The sequence below is a fragment of the Nocardiopsis sp. iso_25 genome (genome assembly GCF_056173305.1).
Genome location: NZ_CM149667.1, coordinates 5,719,094 through 5,737,946 on the forward strand (window position 1 = coordinate 5,719,094; position 18,853 = coordinate 5,737,946).

The 18,853-nt window shown below is 71.6% G+C and carries 19 protein-coding genes, 1 pseudogene and 1 riboswitch; of the genes and pseudogenes, 15 read left to right on the plus strand and 5 right to left on the minus strand.

Features of this window, described 5'->3' with window-relative positions; genetic code table 11:
* The first annotated feature begins 4 nt into the window (after positions 1-4).
* The 3 genes from AC0VX6_RS24620 (at position 5) to AC0VX6_RS24630 (ending at position 4,562) form a co-directional block, all read left to right on the plus strand.
* Positions 5-2,164, plus strand: a complete 2,160-nt coding sequence (locus tag AC0VX6_RS24620) for an acetate--CoA ligase family protein (RefSeq protein ID WP_475466242.1) — start codon at positions 5-7, stop codon at positions 2,162-2,164.
* Between the two features lie 236 nt (positions 2,165-2,400).
* A complete protein-coding gene (locus AC0VX6_RS24625) occupies positions 2,401-3,999 on the plus strand; it encodes an Nramp family divalent metal transporter (protein ID WP_475466243.1) in 1,599 nt (532 codons plus the stop codon).
* Positions 3,999-4,562: a hypothetical protein gene (locus AC0VX6_RS24630; protein ID WP_475466245.1), complete on the plus strand. Its 564-nt coding sequence runs from the start codon at positions 3,999-4,001 to the stop codon at positions 4,560-4,562. The genes AC0VX6_RS24625 and AC0VX6_RS24630 overlap by 1 nt, the downstream gene beginning before the upstream one ends.
* A 102-nt stretch (positions 4,563-4,664) precedes the next feature.
* On the opposite strand, the gene AC0VX6_RS24635 is transcribed toward AC0VX6_RS24630, so the two are convergent.
* A complete protein-coding gene (locus tag AC0VX6_RS24635; RefSeq protein ID WP_274974870.1) occupies positions 4,665-4,979 on the minus strand; it encodes a DMT family transporter in 315 nt (104 codons plus the stop codon).
* 36 nt (positions 4,980-5,015) lie between these two features.
* Positions 5,016-5,082, minus strand: a riboswitch (guanidine-III (ykkC-III) riboswitch).
* A gap of 390 nt (positions 5,083-5,472) precedes the next feature.
* Between AC0VX6_RS24635 and AC0VX6_RS24640 the strand changes: the two genes are divergently transcribed.
* The 7 genes and pseudogenes from AC0VX6_RS24640 to AC0VX6_RS24670 all read left to right on the plus strand — a co-directional run bounded on the left by AC0VX6_RS24640 (position 5,473) and on the right by AC0VX6_RS24670 (position 12,825).
* Positions 5,473-5,871 (plus strand): DUF485 domain-containing protein, encoded by a 399-nt coding sequence (locus AC0VX6_RS24640; RefSeq protein ID WP_475466246.1) that lies wholly within the window; start codon positions 5,473-5,475, stop codon positions 5,869-5,871.
* Positions 5,868-7,553 (plus strand): solute symporter family protein, encoded by a 1,686-nt coding sequence (locus tag AC0VX6_RS24645; RefSeq protein ID WP_475466247.1) that lies wholly within the window; start codon positions 5,868-5,870, stop codon positions 7,551-7,553. The genes AC0VX6_RS24640 and AC0VX6_RS24645 overlap by 4 nt, the downstream gene beginning before the upstream one ends.
* A 224-nt stretch (positions 7,554-7,777) precedes the next feature.
* Entirely contained in the window at positions 7,778-8,794 is a 1,017-nt protein-coding gene (locus AC0VX6_RS24650; protein WP_475466249.1) for a sensor histidine kinase, read from the plus strand.
* Positions 8,791-9,606 (plus strand): LytR/AlgR family response regulator transcription factor, encoded by an 816-nt coding sequence (locus tag AC0VX6_RS24655; protein ID WP_444961346.1) that lies wholly within the window; start codon positions 8,791-8,793, stop codon positions 9,604-9,606. The genes AC0VX6_RS24650 and AC0VX6_RS24655 overlap by 4 nt, the downstream gene beginning before the upstream one ends.
* Positions 9,603-10,004, plus strand: a pseudogene (locus AC0VX6_RS24660) (hypothetical protein); the annotation flags it as partial. The gene AC0VX6_RS24655 and the pseudogene AC0VX6_RS24660, both read left to right, overlap by 4 nt.
* A gap of 230 nt (positions 10,005-10,234) precedes the next feature.
* On the plus strand, positions 10,235-11,890 hold the full coding sequence (locus AC0VX6_RS24665; RefSeq protein WP_475466251.1) for a sodium/solute symporter: 1,656 nt from the start codon (positions 10,235-10,237) through the stop codon (positions 11,888-11,890).
* A gap of 167 nt (positions 11,891-12,057) precedes the next feature.
* The gene (locus AC0VX6_RS24670; RefSeq protein WP_475466253.1) at positions 12,058-12,825 is read left to right on the plus strand and encodes a hypothetical protein; all 768 of its coding nucleotides are present in this window, start codon (positions 12,058-12,060) and stop codon (positions 12,823-12,825) included.
* A gap of 88 nt (positions 12,826-12,913) precedes the next feature.
* Here AC0VX6_RS24670 and AC0VX6_RS24675 read toward each other — a convergent pair whose 3' ends face one another.
* The 4 genes from AC0VX6_RS24675 to AC0VX6_RS24690 form a co-directional block, all read right to left on the minus strand.
* Positions 12,914-13,687 carry a bestrophin-like domain gene (locus AC0VX6_RS24675; protein ID WP_274974878.1) on the minus strand — a complete coding sequence of 258 codons (774 nt, stop codon included), beginning with the start codon at positions 13,685-13,687 and terminating at the stop codon, positions 12,914-12,916.
* Between the two features lie 159 nt (positions 13,688-13,846).
* Positions 13,847-14,617 carry an enoyl-ACP reductase FabI gene (gene fabI / locus AC0VX6_RS24680; protein WP_475466254.1) on the minus strand — a complete coding sequence of 257 codons (771 nt, stop codon included), beginning with the start codon at positions 14,615-14,617 and terminating at the stop codon, positions 13,847-13,849.
* A gap of 475 nt (positions 14,618-15,092) precedes the next feature.
* A complete protein-coding gene (locus tag AC0VX6_RS24685; protein WP_475466255.1) occupies positions 15,093-15,404 on the minus strand; it encodes a hypothetical protein in 312 nt (103 codons plus the stop codon).
* Positions 15,405-15,566: 162 nt separating this feature from the next.
* Entirely contained in the window at positions 15,567-16,148 is a 582-nt protein-coding gene (locus AC0VX6_RS24690) for an ATP-binding protein (RefSeq protein ID WP_475466257.1), read from the minus strand.
* A 181-nt stretch (positions 16,149-16,329) separates the two neighbouring features.
* On the opposite strand from AC0VX6_RS24690, the gene AC0VX6_RS24695 reads away from it, so the two are divergent.
* The 5 genes from AC0VX6_RS24695 to AC0VX6_RS24715 all read left to right on the plus strand — a co-directional run bounded on the left by AC0VX6_RS24695 (position 16,330) and on the right by AC0VX6_RS24715 (position 18,811).
* The gene (locus AC0VX6_RS24695; protein WP_444961352.1) at positions 16,330-17,109 is read left to right on the plus strand and encodes a helix-turn-helix domain-containing protein; all 780 of its coding nucleotides are present in this window, start codon (positions 16,330-16,332) and stop codon (positions 17,107-17,109) included.
* Positions 17,106-17,285 (plus strand): DUF397 domain-containing protein, encoded by a 180-nt coding sequence (locus tag AC0VX6_RS24700; protein ID WP_274974882.1) that lies wholly within the window; start codon positions 17,106-17,108, stop codon positions 17,283-17,285. Before AC0VX6_RS24695 ends, AC0VX6_RS24700 begins: the two co-directional genes overlap by 4 nt.
* 19 nt (positions 17,286-17,304) lie before the next feature.
* A complete protein-coding gene (locus tag AC0VX6_RS24705; protein WP_274974883.1) occupies positions 17,305-17,478 on the plus strand; it encodes a DUF397 domain-containing protein in 174 nt (57 codons plus the stop codon).
* A gap of 338 nt (positions 17,479-17,816) precedes the next feature.
* On the plus strand, positions 17,817-18,332 hold the full coding sequence (locus tag AC0VX6_RS24710; RefSeq protein WP_475483702.1) for a hypothetical protein: 516 nt from the start codon (positions 17,817-17,819) through the stop codon (positions 18,330-18,332).
* Positions 18,329-18,811, plus strand: a complete 483-nt coding sequence (locus tag AC0VX6_RS24715) for an ATP-binding protein (protein ID WP_475466261.1) — start codon at positions 18,329-18,331, stop codon at positions 18,809-18,811. The genes AC0VX6_RS24710 and AC0VX6_RS24715 overlap by 4 nt, the downstream gene beginning before the upstream one ends.
* The last annotated feature ends 42 nt before the right edge of the window (positions 18,812-18,853 follow it).

Sequence of the window (18,853 nt, forward strand, 5' to 3'; positions counted from 1 at the left end):
ACACATGGCCGCCTACACCCCCGACCGCCCCGACCACGACCGCGCCGCGGTCCGCGAGGTGCTCGACCGCGCCAGGGCCGAGGGCCGGAGCGCCCTGACCGCCCCCGAGGGCCGCGTCCTCGCCGACGCCTACGGCATCCCCGTCCCCGGCGAGGCCCTGGCGCACTCCGCCGAGGAGGCCGCCGAACTCGCCGGAGAACTCGGCCTGCCGGTCGTGGCCAAGATCGTCTCCCCCGACATCCTGCACAAGACCGACGCGGGCGGCGTCGAGGTCGGCCTGGACAGCGCCGAAGCGGTCGCCGGGGCCTACCAACGCATCACCGCCAACGCCCTGGCCCACACCCCGGGGGCGCGCATCGACGGGGTCCAGATCCAGCAGCAGGTCGGCGGCGGACCGGAGGTCGAGGTCCTCGTCGGCGCGACCACCGACCCCACCTTCGGCAAGATCGTGGTCTTCGGGCTGGGCGGCGTCCTGGTCGAGGTGCTGCGCGACGTCACCTTCCGGATGGCCCCGGTCTCCCGCGGGGAGGCGCTGACCCAGATCGACGACATCCGTGCGGCCGAGGTCCTGCGCGGCGTGCGCGGCCGCCCCGGCGTGGACCGGGAGCGGCTGGCCGACGTGGTGAGCAGGCTGTCGGACCTGGTCACCGACTTCCCCGAGATCGCCGAGGCCGACCTCAACCCGGTCTTCGCCGGACCGGCCTCCGCCGTGGCCGCCGACCTGCGCTTCGTCCTGGACTTCGCGCCGCCCGAGCCGCCCGCGCGGTTCGAAAGGGACGAGATCCTCGCCGCGATGAACCGGGTCTTCAAGCCGCGGTCGATCGCGATCGTCGGCGCCTCCAACGAGCCCGGCAAGATCGGCCACTCCGTCATCAAGAACATCGTCGACGGCGGGTACGCGGGCGAGGTGTACCCGGTCAACCCCAAGTCCTCCGAGGTGTACGGCCGCGCGGCCTACAAGAGCGTCCTGGACATCCCCGGCGAGGTCGACGTGGCGGTCTTCGCGATCCCCGCCAAGTTCGTGGCGGGCGCGCTGGAGGACGTCGGCGCCAAGGGGGCCGCCGCGGCGGTCCTCATCCCCTCCGGGTTCGCCGAGACCGGCGAGCAGGAGCTCCAGGACGAGGTGCTCGCCGTCGCCCGCAGGCACGGCGTGCGCCTGCTCGGGCCCAACATCTACGGCTACTACTACACGCCCGAGAAGCTGTCGGCGACGTTCTGCACCCCCTACGACGTCAGCGGCGGCACCGCCCTGACCTCGCAGTCGGGCGGGATCGGCATGGCCATCCTCGGCTACAGCCGCAGCACGAGCACCGGCGTCTCGGCCATCGTCGGCGTCGGCAACAAGGCCGACATCGACGAGGACGACCTGCTCACCTTCTTCGGCCAGGACGAGAACACCAACGCCGTCGCCATGCACCTGGAGGACCTCAAGGACGGCCGCGCCTTCGTCGAGGCCGCCCGCGAGGTCGTGCCGCACAAGCCCGTCATCGTGCTCAAGGCCGGGCGCACCGACGCCGGGGCGCGCGCGGCCGGGTCGCACACCGGCGCGCTGGCGGGCGACGACAAGGTCTACGACGACATCCTGCGCCAGGCGGGCGTGGTCCGGGCCCCCGGGCTCAACGAGCTGCTGGAGTTCGGCCGCGCGCTGCCGGTCCTGCCCACCCCCAAGGGCGAGAACGTCGTCATCATCACCGGCGCGGGCGGATCGGGCGTGCTGCTCTCCGACGCGGTGGTGGACAACGGGATGAGCCTCTACGAGATCCCGCCGGACCTGGACGCCTCGTTCCGGGCCTTCATCCCGCCCTTCGGCGCCGCCGGGAACCCGGTGGACATCACCGGCGGCGAGCCGCCCTCCACCTACGAGGCCACGATCCGCCTGGGCCTGGAGGACGAGCGGGTGCACGCGCTCATCCTGGGCTACTGGCACACCATCATCACGCCGCCGATGGTCTTCGCGAAGGTGGTCGCCGACGTGGTGGCCGAGGCCAGGGCCAAGGGGATCGACAAGCCCGTGGTCGCCTCGCTCTCGGGTGACACCGAGGTCGAGGAGGCCTCGCGGTACCTGTTCGAGCACGGCGTCGTGGCCTTCCCGTACACCACCGAGAAGCCCGTGCAGATTCTCGGCGCGAAGTATCGCTGGGCCCGCGCCGCGGGACTACTCTGACCCAGTGCCCGGTCGGTGCTCCGGCCCCGACCGGGCCCCGCAGCAACGCGCACCACCCCTGAACCCGGCGGCCACGGAGCCGCCGCCACACGGCCGCCGGGTCCCCCACCGCGCGACGCAGCCCCTGCGTCGCGGTGACCTCGCCCGTGCGTCCGGCAGAGAGGAGTCCGCACCACCCGGGGGCGCCATGCCAGCAAGCAGCTCGCATCCGCACAGCCCACAGGGAGTTCCCAGCAATGGATTCCTCACGCCCCGAGACCGGCGGCACGCCCGAACCGGTCCGCCAGTCCCCGACCGACGCACAGCCACCCTTCGTACCCGCCCAGAGGCAGGCCGCTCCCCCCGGGGCCGAGGCCGCCTCCGGTCCGTCCGCCCCCGGCGGCGCTCCGCCCGAGGAGCGCGTGTGGAAGGCGGGCCGGCTGGAGCCGATGCCGATCCGCCCCCTGCCCAAGGCGCCGCCCTCGATCCACATCCTGGGCCCCACCGTGTTCCTCGTCGCCCTCGGCGTGGGCATGGGCGAGTCCTACATGTGGCCGAGGCTGGTCCTCGTGTTCGGCCCCGAGATCCGCTGGCTGTTCCTGGTCGGCGTCACCCTCCAGGCCGTGGTCATGCTGGAGATGTCGCGGTACGCGATGGCCACCGGGGAGAGCATCTTCTACGGCGCCGCGCGCGTGTTCAAACCGCTCATGTGGTTCTTCTTCATCACGGCGATGCTGGTCTACATCTGGCCGGGCCACCTCTCGGCGGGCGCCTCGGCCTTCGAACGGGTGACCGGCATCCCCTGGCAGGTCACGGCGGTGGCCGGGATGCTCCTCGTCGGTGTGGTGTTCACACTGGCCAAGGTCATCTACAACCTGCTGGAGAACGTGCTGTCGATCTGCATCGGCATGCTGGTGGTCGGCAGCGCCGTGATCGCGGCCATCGTGGGCGACCTGTCCGACCTCACCTCCACCCTCACCGGGATGTTCGCGTTCGGCTACCTGCCGGAGGAGGCCACCACGGCCCTGTGGTTCCCCGTGATCGTGGGCTCCATCGCCTTCGCCGGGCCCTCGGGCATGCAGCAGATGTGGTACACCCTGCACCTGCGCGACAAGGGCGCCGGAATGGGCTCGCACATCCCCCAGATCCGGGGGCTGCGGCACGCGGACGAGCAGGAGGCCATGCCCACGCGCGGCTTCATGTTCGACACCTCCGACGCCGCGGAGATGGAGAAGTGGAAGGGCTGGCGGCGCTGGGTCACCTTCGACGCGATGGTCCTGTTCTGGGGCATCACGATGCTGGTGACGATCTCCTTCACCGTGCTGGCCCAGGCCTCGGCCCGCTTCGACCCGAACGTGACCGACCTGCTGCGCGACGGCGACCGCGACGCCGCCCTGGACGCCATGGCGGCCTCCTTCTCGGCGGCCGGCAGCCCGGTCCTGGGCACGGTGTTCTTCTGCTTCATCGCGCTCATCGGCCTCAACGCCACGCTGGGGCTGTTCGACTCCTTCTCGCGCGGCCAGGCCGACATGACCTTCAACTTCGTGCCGGGCGCCAAGAAGGTCGGCATGTCGAGGCTGTACGCCCTCTTCCTGTGGGGCCTGATCGCCTTCGGCATCGTGATCCTGCTCTTCGGCCCCGCCGACGGCCCGGCGGCGATCCTGGACGTGCTGGCCTTCCTGTCGGCGTTCGCGATGGGCGCCTACTGCGTGGTGCTGCTGCTGGTCAACAACCTCACCCTGCCCAAGCCGATCCGGCCGGGCATCCTCTCCAACGCCGTCATCGCCTTCGCGGCGGTGTTCTACCTCGGCGCCCTGTTCTACTCGCTGTTCGCCTTCGGGGTCGTGATCGACTGATGGGCGCCCGGGAAGCCCTCCCTGCGGGGAGGCCCCTGCTCGACCACGTGGAGATCACGCTGCCGGGCGCGCTGATCGGCGTGGTGGCCGGTCTGTTCGCCACGGCCGTCGCGGTGATGGCCGGACTGCCCCCGGGGGTCACCCTCGCCCTCGCGGCCGGACTGGGAGTGCCCCTGGCCCTGTTCGGCGCCGGGTACTGCGTGCTGCTGGCGCGCGGTGTCTTCCAGGTCGGCGCGGTGGCGCCCATGGCGCTGTACTGGCTGGTGGGGTTCCCCGTCTCCCGGCTGATCGACTCCTACGCCGTGGCGTGGGCGCTGGGCGACGACACCGTGCTGGGGGAGCCGCTCCTGTCCTTCCTGGCCCTCCAGGCGATGCTGAGCCTGGGGTTCACGATCGGCTTCCTGTGGCTCCACGAGAGGATCGCGCCGCACTGGCTGCTCCGCGTCCGGGGTCACAACCCGGTGGCGGCGTCCCTGGTCGAACGCTATCTGGAGCACGCCGTCCACCTCGACCGGCGGCGGGGCGGCACCCGCCGCGGCACCTCTCGGTCCCCGTCGCCCTGAGCCGCGCGGTGACGCTCCCGTGACGACGGCGGGGGCCGGCCCCCGCCGTCGTGTACACGGTCCCGGAAGGACGAGGAGACCGCCCGTCCGGGGACGCGGCTCCTAGTGCAGGAGCTTGAGCCCCACCACGCCCGAGACGATGAGCACCAGGCACATCAGCTTGGCCCAGGTGAAGCCCTCGCCGAGGAAGAACATGCCCACCAGCGCGGTGCCGACGGCTCCGATGGCCACCCACACCGCGTAGCCGGTCCCGACGGGGATGGTGCGCAGCGCGTAGGCCAGACCGGCCATGCTCAGGAACAGGGTGACCCCGAAGGTCACCGACGGCCACAGTCGGGTGAAGCCCTTCGAGGCGCTGAGCGAGAGGGCCCACGCGGTCTCCAGGAACCCCGAGATCACCAGAACGATCCAGGCCATGATGCCTACCTCCGTGACGTGTGACGTGCGTTGTCCAACGCGCCGTCTTGTCGTCACCGGGTACGGCGCACCTCGTCCGGGGTATCGCGGAACGCGCCGACGCGGATGTCCGCGACGGCGGTGATGGTGCACAAGCTACAACGCTCCGGGCCGGACGGGCGTTCCGGGTGGGGTGGAGGCGTGTCTCACCACCGGGAGCGGCCCCCGGACCCCTCCCCCGGGCACCGGAACCCCCGCGGAACGGGCTCCGCGCGCGCGTGCGCCGCGGGGCCCGTGGTCTGGACCGGAGCCGCTCGGCGACCGTTCGGCGCGCCGGACGACCGCTCACCGCGCGCTGGGCGACCGTTCGACGCTCCTCCCCCGCGTTCGGCGCGCGTGCGCACGAGCCCCCTCCTTCGCGGTAGTGCCGCTCCTTACAGTTCCCCGTAACGCAGATCACACCAGAGCGGCGCCGTCGCCGCCGGACGCACGGAAATCCCCCCGGAGGTAGAGCATGTCAACAGACCGGCCAACGAAGGACCCGGCCCCGCCGCCCGACGGCGACGGAAACGGCGACGCGATCCCGACCGAGGCCTACGTCACCATGCACGGCGACCCGCGCTTCACCGAGCTCAAGCGGCGGCTGTACAGGTTCGTCTTCCCGATGAGCCTCGCCTTCATGGCGTGGTACCTGCTCTACGTGCTCATGTCCGCGTTCGGCCGCGACCTCATGGGCGTGGTGCTCTTCGGCAGCGTCAACGTCGCCCTGGTCTTCGGTGTCCTCCAGTTCGTGTCGACCTTCGGGATCGCCGTCCTGTACACGAACTACGCGCGCCGCAGGCTCGACGCCCAGGCGGTCGAGCTGCGCGACGAGCTCCACTACAACGCGGCGAACAAGGAGGGCGGCCGATGAACCTCGCCCAGGAAGCTGTCGAGACGGTCAGCGACAGCAGCCGCATCATCACCATCGTCCTCTTCGTCCTCATGATCGCGGCCACGCTCGGCATCACCGTCTGGGCCGGCCGCAGCACGCGCTCCGCCACCGACTTCCACTCGGGCGGACGCGGCTTCTCCCCGCTCCAGAACGGCCTGGCGATCGGCAGCGACTACATGTCCGCCGCGTCCTTCCTGGGCATCGCGGGCATGATCGCGCTGTTCGGCTACGACGGCTTCCTCTACTCCATCGGGTTCCTCGTCGCCTGGCTCGTCGCCCTCCTGCTGGTCGCGGAGCTGCTGCGCAACTCCGGCCGCTACACCATGGGTGACGTGCTGTCCTACCGGATGCGGCAGCGCCCGGTGCGCACGGCCGCGTCGGTCTCCACGATCGTGGTGTCGATCTTCTACCTGCTGGCGCAGATGGTCGGCGCGGGCGCGCTCATCGCCCTGCTGCTGGGCATCCAGCCCGGGCAGACCTTCATGGGCATGGACGCCGCCACCGCCAAGATCGTCGGCATCGTGGTCATCGGCCTGCTGATGACCATCTACGTGACCTTCGGCGGCATGAAGGGCACCACCTGGGTGCAGATCATCAAGGCCCTCATCCTCATGCTGGGCGCCGCCCTGCTCACCGTGCTGACCCTGTCCCTGTACGGGTTCAACCTCGGCGCGCTGATGAGCGACGCCGCCGCGGCCAGCGGCCAGGAGGGCTTCCTGGAGCCCGGCCTGCGCTACGGGGTGGAGGTCGCGGGCGATCCGCTCCAGACGCTGTGGAACAAGCTGGACCTGATCAGCCTGGGTCTGGCCCTGGTGCTGGGCACGGCCGGTCTGCCGCACATCCTCATCCGCTTCTACACCGTCCCCGACTCCCAGAGCGCCCGCAAGTCGGTCAACTGGGGCATCGGCCTCATCGGCACCTTCTACCTGATGACCCTGGTGCTGGGCTTCGGCGCGGCGGCCATCGTCGGCCACGAGGCCATCACGGCGCAGGACGCCGCGGGCAACACCGCGGCCCCGCAGCTGGCCCAGGTGGTCGGCGAGCGCATCGGCGGCGAGATGGCGGGCGCGGTCCTGCTGGCGATCATCGCCTCGGCGGCCTTCGCGGCCATCCTGTCCACGGTGGCGGGCCTGGTCATCGCCTCCTCGTCCTCCATCGCGCACGACTTCTACAACTCGGTCCTGCGCAAGGGCAAGGCCACGGGCACCGAGGAGGTCCGGGTCGCCCGCCTGTCCGCCCTCGGCGTCGGCGTGGTCGCGATCCTGCTGGCGGTGTTCGCTCAGAACCTCAACGTGGCCTTCCTGGTCTCGCTGGCGTTCGCGATGGCGGCCTCGGCGAACCTGCCGACCCTGCTGCTCAGCCTGTTCTGGAAGAGGTTCAACACCCGGGGCGCCCTCGCGGGCATCTACGGCGGCCTGATCAGCGCCGTGGGCCTGGTGTTCTTCTCGCCCGTGGTCTCCGGCAGCGAGACCGCGCTCATCCCGACCGCGGACTTCGCCTGGTTCCCGCTGCCCAACCCGGCCCTGGTGTCGGTGCCGATCAGCCTGCTGTGCGCGATCGTGGGAACCCTGTCGTCCAAGGAGCGCGACTTCGACAAGTTCGCCCAGCTCCAGGTCCGCGCCCTGACCGGCGCGGGCGCGGAGAAGGCGGCCAACCACTAGAGGTGGTGCCTCCGGGCCCGCCACCGCTCCCGGTGGCGGGCCCGACTCCTTGTCCTCGGCGCGAGCGCGCATTTGCGTCACGATTCGAAAGGTGACCCCGGCCACGTGAGCACCGACACAGTCCGCTGGGATAGGGTCGTTCCGTGTCATACCGGTGGCTGTCGCGGGTGTCCCCCTCCCGACGTCGCCCAGCGTCCTCGGAGCAGCGGGCGAGCGTCGAGCTGATGCGTCAGGTCCACGCCCTCGGCGTCGACCTCCGGGACGGGCTGCACGGTCGGAGGGTCCCCTCGGCCGCCAGGCGGCTGCGCCAGCTCCTGGCCGTGGACGGCGTCGTCCTGGCCGACCTGGACGGTCCGGTCGCCGCGCACGGAACCAGCCCCGCGCCCTCCGAGGTCGAGGGCCTGCTCTCCCAGGTCTTCGAGTACGGGAGCAACGCCCGGGTCCGCCTGCCCGACGGCACGTCGGCGTGCGCGGTCCCCCTGACCGTGGCCGACGAGATCTCCGGCGCCCTGGTGGCCTCGGGCCATCCCGTGGAGGCCGACGTGGAGGCCGCCGCCGCGCTGGTCTCGGACTGCCTGGACCACGCGGCGCTGCGCCGGGCCCGCGCGCGGATCGCCGCCGCCGACCTGCGCACCCTGCGGGCGCAGATCTCCCCCCACTTCGTGCACAACGCCCTGGCGGTCATCGCCGCCCTGGTGCGCACCGACCCCGACCGGGCCCGCCACCTGCTGTCGGACTTCGCCGACTACCTGCGCTACGGCTTCTCGGAGAAGGGCGACTACGCGACCCTCTCGGAGGAGCTGGAGGCCACCCAGACCTACCTCGAACTCCAGCGGGCCCGCTTCCACGACCGCCTGGACATCACCGTGCGGATAGCCCCCGAGGTGCTTCCGGTGGCCATACCGTTCCTGGTCGTGCAGCCGATCGTGGAGAACGCCATCCGGCACGGGCTGGAGCGCAAGGAGGGCCGCGGCCACATCAGCGTCTCCGGTTTCGGCGAGGGCCCGCTGTGCGTCATCGAGATCGAGGACGACGGAGTGGGCATGCACCCCGACCTGGCCCGCTCCCTGCTGGCGGGCACCGGCCCGGAGTCGCGCAGCGTCGGCCTGGCCAACGTGGACCAGCGGCTGCGCGCCGTCTACGGACCCGAGTACGGTCTGGTGATCGAGACCGCACTGGGGGAGGGGACGAAGGTGACCGTGCGCGTGCCCAGGTTCACCAGGGGGGTGGTGGCGCGTTGAAGCCCGAACTGCGGGTGCTGGTGGTCGAGGACGAGGCCTCCACCCGCCAGGAGATGGCGTCCCTGCTCGGCGACATGCCCGAGGTGGCGGAGGTCCTGGTGGCCGACAACGGCGCCACCGCCGTGCGGCTGCTGGGCACCACCACCATCGACGCCGCGTTCCTGGACATCCTCATGCCCGGCCTGGACGGCATGGACGTGGCCCGGGTGCTGAGCGTGCTGTCCGAGCCCCCGTCCATCGTGTTCGTGACCGCCTCCGAGGCCCACGCCGTGGAGGCCTTCGGCATCGGCGCCGTCGACTACCTGCTCAAGCCGATCCGGCCCGAGCGCCTGGCCGAGGCGGTGGGCCGCATCGCCCAGCTGCGCAGGCCCGGGGGCGGGTCCCCGCCCGCCGAGGACCTGCACGTGGTGCAGATCGACACCGGCAGGCGCACGGTGTTCGTCAAGCGCGACGACGTGCAGTTCGTGGAGGCCCAGGGCGACTACGTGCGCCTGCACACCGCCGACGGCGGCCACCTCATCCGCCTGTCGCTGTCCTACCTGGAGGAGGTGTGGGCCTCGGCCGGGTTCGTCCGGGTCCACCGGGGGTTCCTGATCGCCATCCCGTGGGTGCGCGACCTGCGGGTGACCTCCTCGTCCGGCCTGGTGGCGGGCACCCCGGCCGGGGACGTGCCGGTGAGCCGACGCCACGGCCGCCACCTGCGCGCCCAGTTGCTGGAGGCGGCCCGGCGCGACCAGCTCGGCCGGTCCGCCAACGCCCAGGGCGGCCCCGCCTCCCGGCCGCGGGACGGTGAGGGGGAGCAGGCGCCGTGAGCCCGCGCCGCGAGAAGCTGACCAGCCCGCAGACCCGGATCGCGCTGGCCCGGGGCAACCGGCCCGCGCAGCACCTGCTGCCGATCCCGGAGCCGGTGGACACCGAGGCGGCGCGCGCGCTGTTCCGGGCCCAGCGGCGGACCGCCGTGCGCACCGTGGCGGTGCTGTCGGTACTGCTGTTCGGGATGAGCGGCGCGTTCGCGCTCTTCCCCGCCCTGGGGGAGGTCCGCCTGGGCGGGGTCCCGCTGTCGTGGCTGCTGCTGACGGTGGCGATCTACCCGATGCTGTTCGGGCTGGCGCTGTGGCACGTGCGCTCGGCCGAGCGGGTCGAGGACCGGGCCGAGAGCGCCGGGGCGCCGGAGCACGCGGGACCCGGCGGCGGGGAGCCCGGCCCCGTGCGGCGCGAGCACGGGGAGTACGGCCGCAGGCGGTCCGGTCACGGGAAGCACGGCCCGGACCACGGGCGCGGAGGGCACGACCGCGAGGAGAGGGGCACCGGAGAGCCCGGGCACGGGGAGCACGACCGTGAGAAGCCGGGTCCCGGGGAACTCGGCAGCGGGGAGTTCGACCGGGGCGCCGGACCCGCGCGGAGGCCGGGGCCCGAAGGCGGCGGAGACGCGGGGCGCACGTGGTGATCGCGGTCCTGGCGATCGGGCTGGTCCTGCTCACCAGTCTGGTCATCGGCGTCTACGGGGTGCGGGCGGCCCGCTCGACCTCCGACTTCCTGGTGGCCTCGCGGCGGATCTCCCCCAACTGGAACGCGATGGCGATCGCCGGGGAGTACCTGTCGGCCGCCTCGGTGCTGGGGCTGGCGGGACTGCTGCTCAAGAACGGCCTGGGCACCATGTGGTACGCGGTGGGGTTCGCCGCGGGCTACGTGGCGGTGGTGGCGCTGGTGGCCGGACCGATGCGCCGGTCGGGGGCGTTCACCGTGCCCGACTTCGCCGAGTACCGCCTGGGCGCGCCGCGCCTGCGCAAGCTGTGCGGCTGCGTGGTGCTGGTGATCATGCTGCTGTACCTGGTGCCCCAGTTCAAGGGCGCCGGTGTGGTGCTGGCCCTGGTCAGCGGCACGCCGTACTGGGTCGGGGTGCTCCTCGCCGGGCTGGTGGTGAGCGCTTCGATCGCGGCCGGGGGGATGCGGTCGGCGACCTACGTGCAGGCCTTCCACTACGTGGTCAAGCTGGCCTTCATCGCCATCCCGGCGGTCTACCTGGTGGTGCACGCCGGTCCGCAGACCCGGGCCGAGGCGCTCAACCCCGAGTGGGGCACGCACTTCCCCGAGACGACCCCGGTGGAGTTCACCGTGGGAACCCGGTTCGGCCTGGACGAGCCGGTGACGGTGACCACCCCCGGGGGCGAACGGGTGGAGTTCGCGGCCGGGGAGCACAGCGTGGAGGCGGGCACCGAGTACGTGTTCCCCGAGGGCGCGCCCATCCCGCACCCGGCGGGGCTGCCGGATCTGGGCAGCGAGCGGTGGAGTTCGCCGCTGCTGGACATGGGCGGGTACCCGCTGTTCGAGACGTGGTCCACGCTGCTGGCGATCACGCTGGGCTGCATGGGGCTGCCGCACGTCATCATGCGCTTCCACACCAGCCCCACGGCGCGGACCGCGCGCCGGGTGGCGGTGGGCGTGATCGCCCTGCTGGGGCTGTTCTACCTGTTCCCGACGGTGTACGGGCTGCTCGGGCGGGTGCTCACCCCGCACCTGGTGCTGCTCCAGGGCACCGACACGGTCGCGGTGGTGCTGCCCGCCCAGGCGGTGCCGGGCTCGGTGGGGACGGTGCTGACGGCACTGGTGGCGGCGGGGGCGTTCGGCGCGTTCCTGTCCACCTCCTCCGGACTGCTGCTGGCCCTGGCGGGCGGGCTGTCGCACGACCTGTTCCAGGGCAGCGTGCCGCGGCTGCGCCTGGCGGTGGCCGTGGGCGCGTGCGTGGCGGTGCTGCTGGCGCTGCCGGCGCAGTTGATCGACATCAACGTGCTGGTGGTGTGGGCGTTCACGGTGGCCGCCTCGACGTTCTGCCCGCTGCTGGTGCTGGGCATCTGGTGGCGGCGGCTGACGCTGGCCGGGGCCGCGTCCGGGCTGGTCGTGGGGGCCGTGACGGCGACCGGCGCGGTGGGGTGGTCGATCCTGCTGCCGCCCCCGGTCGGGTGGCTGTCGGTGCTGCTGGCACAGCCCGCGGCATGGACCATCCCGCTGGCCTTCGGGACGATGGTGCTCGTCTCCCGGCTGACCAGGCCGCCGGACTGGGCCGAGCACGCCGTGCTGCGCCTGCACTCCCCCTGACCCGCACGGCCGTGCCCCCCGCTGCCGACTCCGGTGTCGGCTCCGGCGGCGGGACCGGCGGCGGGACCTCCGTGTCGGGCGGGCCGCGGAGGGCGCGTTCTCGGGTGTAGGGTCCGGACTGACCGCGTACGATCACCCGTAGTGCCGACAGCGACACGAGGAGTCCCATGCCCCCCTCACGCCGTGCTCTGCCCGCGCTGCTGGCGGCGGGCGCGCTCCTGCTCGCCTGCGGCGCCCCGCCCTCGCTCGCCCCGGACGACCCGCACTCCCGGACGCTGGAGACGGCCTCCCTGGTCGGCGCGGCGGACACCGTCCCGGAGGTGAACGCGGACGGCACCGGCATCAGCGTGGACGACGGGAACTCCCGCGTGGAGGTGGGCCCCGGCGGGGTCCGCGTGGAGACCTCGGACGCGCTGGTGGACGTCTCCCCCGGGTCCTACGTCCTGGTGTGCGCGAACGGTGTGCGGGTCGTGGTGCGCGCGGGCGAGGCGCCGCCGTGCTCGCCGCGCCCCGGGCAGCCGGAGCCGCCCCCCGAGGAGCCCGGCTACCCCGAACCCGAACCGCCCGCTCCCCCGGCGCCCGGCGAGCCGGAGCCCGGGGAGCCGGAGCCCGGGGAGCCCGCACCGCCCGCACCCGGCGAGCCCGCTCCCCCGGCCGCGGAGGAGCCCGGGACCTCGCCGCCCGGACCGGAGGCCGACCCGGCGGAGCCCGCCCAGGAGCGCGCGGACCAGCCCGAAGAGCCATCGGCGTCCCCCTCGGCCCCGCCCCCGGTGGAGCGGGCCGTCCAGGAGCAGGTGCTGGCCGACCTCTCCCCGCACTCCGCGCCGCAGGCCGCCGGAGCCTTCACCCCCATGCGCACCATGGTGGTGCTCATGGTCGTCATCGCCGTGGTCGCCGCGGGCGCGGGCCGCGCCGCCACGCGCTCCTCGGGCTGACCGGCTCCGGGACCGCGCCCCGAAACAGGAGACGGGCCCCGGACGCGGCCCCCGAGGACGCGTCCGGGGCCCGTCGGCCCGCTTTCCCCTACTGGGGGCTGAGTGAGGCGTCGATCCGCTCGAACCCGGCCAGCGCGTCCTGGATCGCGCCCGCGTCGTGCGCCAGGGCCCCGTTGTAGGGGTTGCCCAGGTAGAACAGCAGCAGGATCGTGGCGAACACGAACACCAGGTTGGCCGACGCCCAGAAGTAGGCCACGGTCGAGCCCCGCCGGATCATGGCGAAGGGCAGCACCGCCACCGCGATGGCGGACAGGGCCGCGATGCCGTTGAGGACGGACGGGATGCCGTCCCCGGCCGCGTCGGCGCGTTCGATGCGCGCGTCGCTGAGCTCCGCGAGTTCCTGACGGGCGGTCAGGCGGTCCAGGCCGTCGCCGGTGTCGGACACCGACAGCGCCCGCACCGACGCGGCCAGGTCGGCCAGGGCCTCGTCGCCCTCCTCGCTCAGCTCGCCCTCGGCGCGCATCATCGGCCAGTCGCTGTCCGCGACCGCGGTCATGTAGGCGCGCAGCTGCTGGCGCACCGTCTCCGCCTCGTCGGCGGGGAGGGTGGTGGTGCTCCAGTACAGGGCGTCGGCCGCGCCCGTCTCCTCGGTCAGCCCGTCCCCGGCACCGGTGAAGTTCTCCCAGCCGATCACCACACCCATCGCCGCCGCCGCGAGGTAGAGGGCGAGCACACAGGGGGCGACGACCACGCTGACGGCGCCCCCCGAGGATTCGTCGTCGACGCGGAACCTGCCTACGGCGAGGACCGCGCCGCCGACCATGGCGGCCAGGACGGCGAGGACGAGCAGCATTGTCATCATGGGGATTCCCAGGGAAGAAGGAGGAGGGACCGGCAGCGGACGGGTCCATCCGTAGCACGCGCGGGACGGCCCTCTCAGCGGAAAGACAGAACGTCCGCAAATGTCCCCCGGCGTGGTGACCAGCGCGAACGCCTTCCCCCTCCCGGTCGGCTCTCCGGGTTACAGCGGCGCGCCCATCGCGTGGTACCCGCCGTCCACGTGCAGCGTCGTGCCGGTGACGGCGCGCGCGGCCGGGGACATCAGGAACAGCGCGGGACCGGCGACCACGGAGGCGTCCTTGGTGTCCCAGCCCAGCGGCGCGGACGCGGCCCAGCCGTCCGCGATCTGGTCGAACCCGGGGATCGAGCCGCCCGCGAGGGACTTGACCGGCCCCGCGCTGATGGCGTTCACCCGGATGCCGTCACCGCCGAGGTCGCGGGCCAGGTACTTCGTGGAGTTCTCCAGCACGGCCTTGGCCGACCCCATCCAGTCGTAGACCGGCCAGGCCCGGGAGGCGTCGAAGGTTAGGGAGACGACCCCGGCGCCGTGCGGAGCGGCGGCCATGAGCTCCCGGAACCCCACGGCGAGCGCCTTCAGGGAGTACCCCGAGACGTGGATCGCGGTGGCCACGTCCTCCCAGGAGGTGTTGAGGAAGTTGCCGCCCAGCGCGTCGCCCGGGGCGTAGGCGATGGAGTGCAGCAGCCCGTCCACGTGGTCCCAGTGGGCGGCGACCCTGCCCGCCGTCTCGGTGACCTGTTCGGGGTCGGTGACGTCCATGGGCAGGATGTCCACGGGTTCGGCGGGGAGGCGTTTGGCCACCCGCTCCAGGATGGACAGCTGCCTGCCCGGCGGGTTGGTCAGGATCACCTGGTGGCCCTGCTCCATCGCCTCCTCGGCGATCGCGTAGGCGATCGAGGACTGGGTGGTGATGCCGGTGATGAGGAGGTTCACCTGGGTTCCTTCCGCGCGTGGGTGCTGGCAGGAGGAACGTACCGGTGCGCCGGAGGGGCCGTCACCGGCGAATCGGTACAAGGTTCGGGCCCGGATTTTGAAACCCCGGGAGGCGGGCGATGCCTGTTCCCCGGGAACCCCCGCCGACCCGCGCCCTGCCCGTCCTCCGGAAGCGAACCACCGACGACTCCACCCGACACGGACGGTCAGGAGTCTCCGACAGGCCAGAACTGCACACGGAGAATGAAGACGAGACGGAGCCGCCGGTGTTCCTGGCACCAGACCATCAATCGCCCCTCGGCATGGTCGAGCACCCTCGACACCCCGGAGTCCTCAACCGGGGGATCGTCCAGCTACTTCGCCGAGGCGGCGTCCGCCAACCGCTGAGCGAGATGTTCGACGGCGGCTCGGTCAACGCGTTCCAGCCCTCCGGCCACCTGTTCCGCGTCTGGAAGGTACTCCCAGGTCCACTCGGTCACTGACTGACCCGCCGAGTGGCTTCACCGAGCATCTGCGAGATCTCCCCTGCTGCGATCCGGGCCTCATCGGCGTTGTCGGCTTCACTGACCGCTCGCTCCAGCTCCAGGAGGCGTTCGGCACGCCGAGGGTAGCGCCGGAGCTCGACGAAGACACCCCATCTGAAGAGGAAGGTGTGCATCGGTACCGTGCTGTCGGTCTGGACCGCCTCCTGCCAGACCTGGTGGAACTCGGAGTCGAACCGTACGGAGGCGGCCAGATCCAGCCGTGAGACCGCGACACGCAGTGCCTGTTCCGTCAGCGGAGGCATGGGGAACAGCGGCTCTTCGTCTGCTGTGGACTCTCGCGCAACGTTCGAAGACATCAGCTCACCGCCCCTGACCCTTCGGCGACTCCGCTGGGACGCACCGACGCTCCGCTCGGACTCAGTCGCTTGAGCACCCGCCAACGTCCACCTTACGGGGCCGGTCCGTCACCCGTCAGGACGAGAGGGGTCCCGGCCGGTGCGGCGGTCGGAGTCGTTCCGAACCCGGTCGATCTCGAACCAGACGGTGGTCCGGCCGCCCTCGTGGAGCGTGCCCCACCGGCTGGCCTGCGCGGCGACCAGGCGCATCCCCAGCCCGCCCACGCGCAGCGGGTCGGGGGGCCGCACGCACGGTGTGGTGACGGTGTCCTCGCCGATCGGCCCCTGGTCGGTGATCTTGACCTGCACGCGGCCGGGGAGCCGGTGCACGCTCACGATCACCTCGCCCCCGGACAGGCCGCTGCGCGTGTGCGTGATCGCGTTGTTGAACACCTCGCCGGCCAGTTCCTGGGCCGCTTCCCTCGCCGGCGGCGGCAGGGCGGAGAGGGCCGAGACCCTGTGGCGCACCAGGGCGGCCTGGTCGGGACGCCCCGCGATGATGAGCGCGGTGCCGAGGCTGCTCCATCGCTGGTCCAGCACCAGGGGCGCCCTGTCGCGGGGCTCCACTCCCCGGCGGGGCAGGGGGAAATGCCCGGCGCCGCCGTCCTGGAAACCGGAACCCGAACCCGAACCGCCTCGACGCGATTGCATGCTTGTCACTGATCCCAACTGAAATCACCATCCTCCGGAACATAGCCACGAACAGGCCGCAATTACCTGCGGCTTCGTGACCTGCGTCCACCCTCGCCACAGGGGCCGGGATATCTCCAGCGTCTGTCGTTTTTGGGAGAACGGATGACAGGAAGCGCAACCGCTCTGTAAGTTGTGCAGGGTGACGCAAGATCACTTCTCCTCCCTGCTCACAACGTTTCGCGATTTCTCAGGGAGAACGCAGAAACAGTTGGCCTTCGACATAGGCACCTCGCCCGCGTCCGTGTCCCGGTGGGAGGCGGGGAAGTTCACGCCCAGCGTGGAAACCGCCGAGGCCCTGGACCGGATGCTCAAGGCGGACGGCAGGCTCCTCAAGGCGTGGCGGAAGAAGACCTCGGGGACGGAACTGCCGGTGTGGCAGCTCAACGTGGCCCGGTTGCAGGAGCAGGCCGTGGCCATCGACTACTTGTTACCAGCACTCGTGCCTGGGCTGCTCCAGTGCGAGTCCTACGCGCGACTGGTGTTCAAGGACGGTCAGCCCTTGGCCTCGGACGCCGATGTCGACCACTGGACCAACGGTCGATGCAGTCGGCTCAAAGTGTTGCGCGAACATCACCACGACCCGGTGGTGACTGCTGTGTTCCCGCACAGCGCACTGGCCTGCACCCCCGACCAGGTACGACGGGAACAGGCGGCACACCTGCTACGACTCATGGACGAGGGCAAGGTAGAGGTTCACTTACTGCCACCCGGAGTCTTCATGCTGGGAGTGACGGCGCCCGTCCAACTCTTCCGACTGTTTGACGGGGGAGTCGCCGTCTCCAGTGACTACATCGCTGGAAACGTCATCCTGGACTCCGACAGCCATCCGCGCATGGAGTCACTGGTAAGAAAGGGACTGGCATCCGCGCTGCCCGCTAGAGAGTCCCGGCAGCTGTTGAAGGAATTGGAAGCATCATGAGCAACGAGTGGCACAAGAGCAGCTACAGCGACAGTGGGAGCCAGTGCGTCGAGGTCCGCGAACACGCCTCGGGCGCCGACGTCCGCGACACCGTCCACCGCGAGGCCGGACACATCGAGTACTCGGCCGACTCCTGGGCATCGTTCCTGCGTGGAGTGAAGACCTCCGCCGTCTGATCCCAGCCGAGGAGAAGCCGTGCAGAAGTGGCACAAGAGCAGCTACAGCAACACCGGGAGCCAATGCGTCGAGGTCCGCGAACACGCCTCCGGCGCTGACGTCCGCGACACCGTCCACCGCGAACTCGGACACCTCTCCGTCCCCGGGGACCAGTGGGTGGCGCTGCTCAGCGGCCTGCGTTCCGGCCTGTAGCCGCCTCTAACCGTCTCCAGCCCCCGCGCCCGCTCCGGCCGGGGGCTTTTTCCTACCCAAAAGACCCCAGGAAAAAATCCTCAAAACCAATCATTCCGGACAATGGAAAAACCTGGCCAGCCAGATTTTTCCCTCTCCACCCAAGACCCTGACCAGCGCATACGCACCCCCCGCGCACATTTTCCGAACTCTACTCCCCCGTAGCGTTCTCCACCCCTCCACCAACCCCCTAACCTTTCTCCGAACACACAACTGAACACGAAAGACCCCGCGACGGTCAAATACCGCCCGGGGTCACGGCCAGCACAGCAAACTCTTAAGACAAGGAACCTGCCAGCATGCGCCAGTTTAGCGCTGCCCTTCTCACCCGTGCCCTGGCTCTGGTGACATCCCTCTTCATTCCCGCGCGCGGACGCCACTCGGCCGCCGTCCGCCGCCGTTCCACCCGGGTCCGCCGCTACGCCCCGGCCCCCGCCCCCGCTTCCGCGCGGTCCAGCAGGCCCACGACTCCACAGCGCGGGGCCCCGCGCCCCGCTCCGCGCCCGGTGCCCCCTCCCCGCCTGGCACCCGCCCCGGAGACCTTCCCGGCCGACGACATCGCCCTGGTCAGGCCCTACTACACCGCCCGCGAACGCGAGTGCGAGCACGACCTCTCCCGCGTCCAGGCCGAGGCCGTCATTCGACTGCGCGCGTGGTCGCACGGCTCCGTTCACGTCCCTGCCCAGGCCCCGCTTCCGGTTCCGTCCCCGACACGGGCCCCGGCACCGACCCCGGCTCCCATGCCCGTTCCCGTCGGCGACCTCCTCGCCGCCGCGCCCGCTCGGGCCCGGTACGCGGACGGGGTGACGGTATGACCGGCATGTCTGCGCACGACCCGGCACCGGTCCCCGGCCCGTTCGCCTTCTGGGGACACCTCGACTACGCCTGCGACCTGTCCGAACTCGCCCGGGTCCGCTCCGAACTCGCCCGCGACCTGGCCGGGTTCGACCCCGACCTGATCGCGACCGTCCAGCTCGTGGCCAGCGAACTCGTCGCCAACTCCTGCAAGTACGCCCGTTCGGAGGAGGGGGTCACCCGCACCCTGTCCATGCCCGACGAACGCACGCTGCGCCTGACCGTCAGCGACGCGGGCGGCCCCACCCTGCCCCGCATTCCCGCCGAGCGCACCGACGAGGAGTGGGAGGCGGCGGAGGGCCAGCGCGGTCTGCTGCTGGTGCGTCAACTCTCCCGCACGTGGGCCAGCTTCGCCTTTCCGCGCCGCTACGGCCTCGGCACCCACGTCTGGGCCGCCTTCGACGCCGAGCCGCCCCGGAGCCTGCGCGGCGTCTGGTGACGCACAGGAAAGGGGGCGCGGGCACCGTCGTGTCCGCACCCC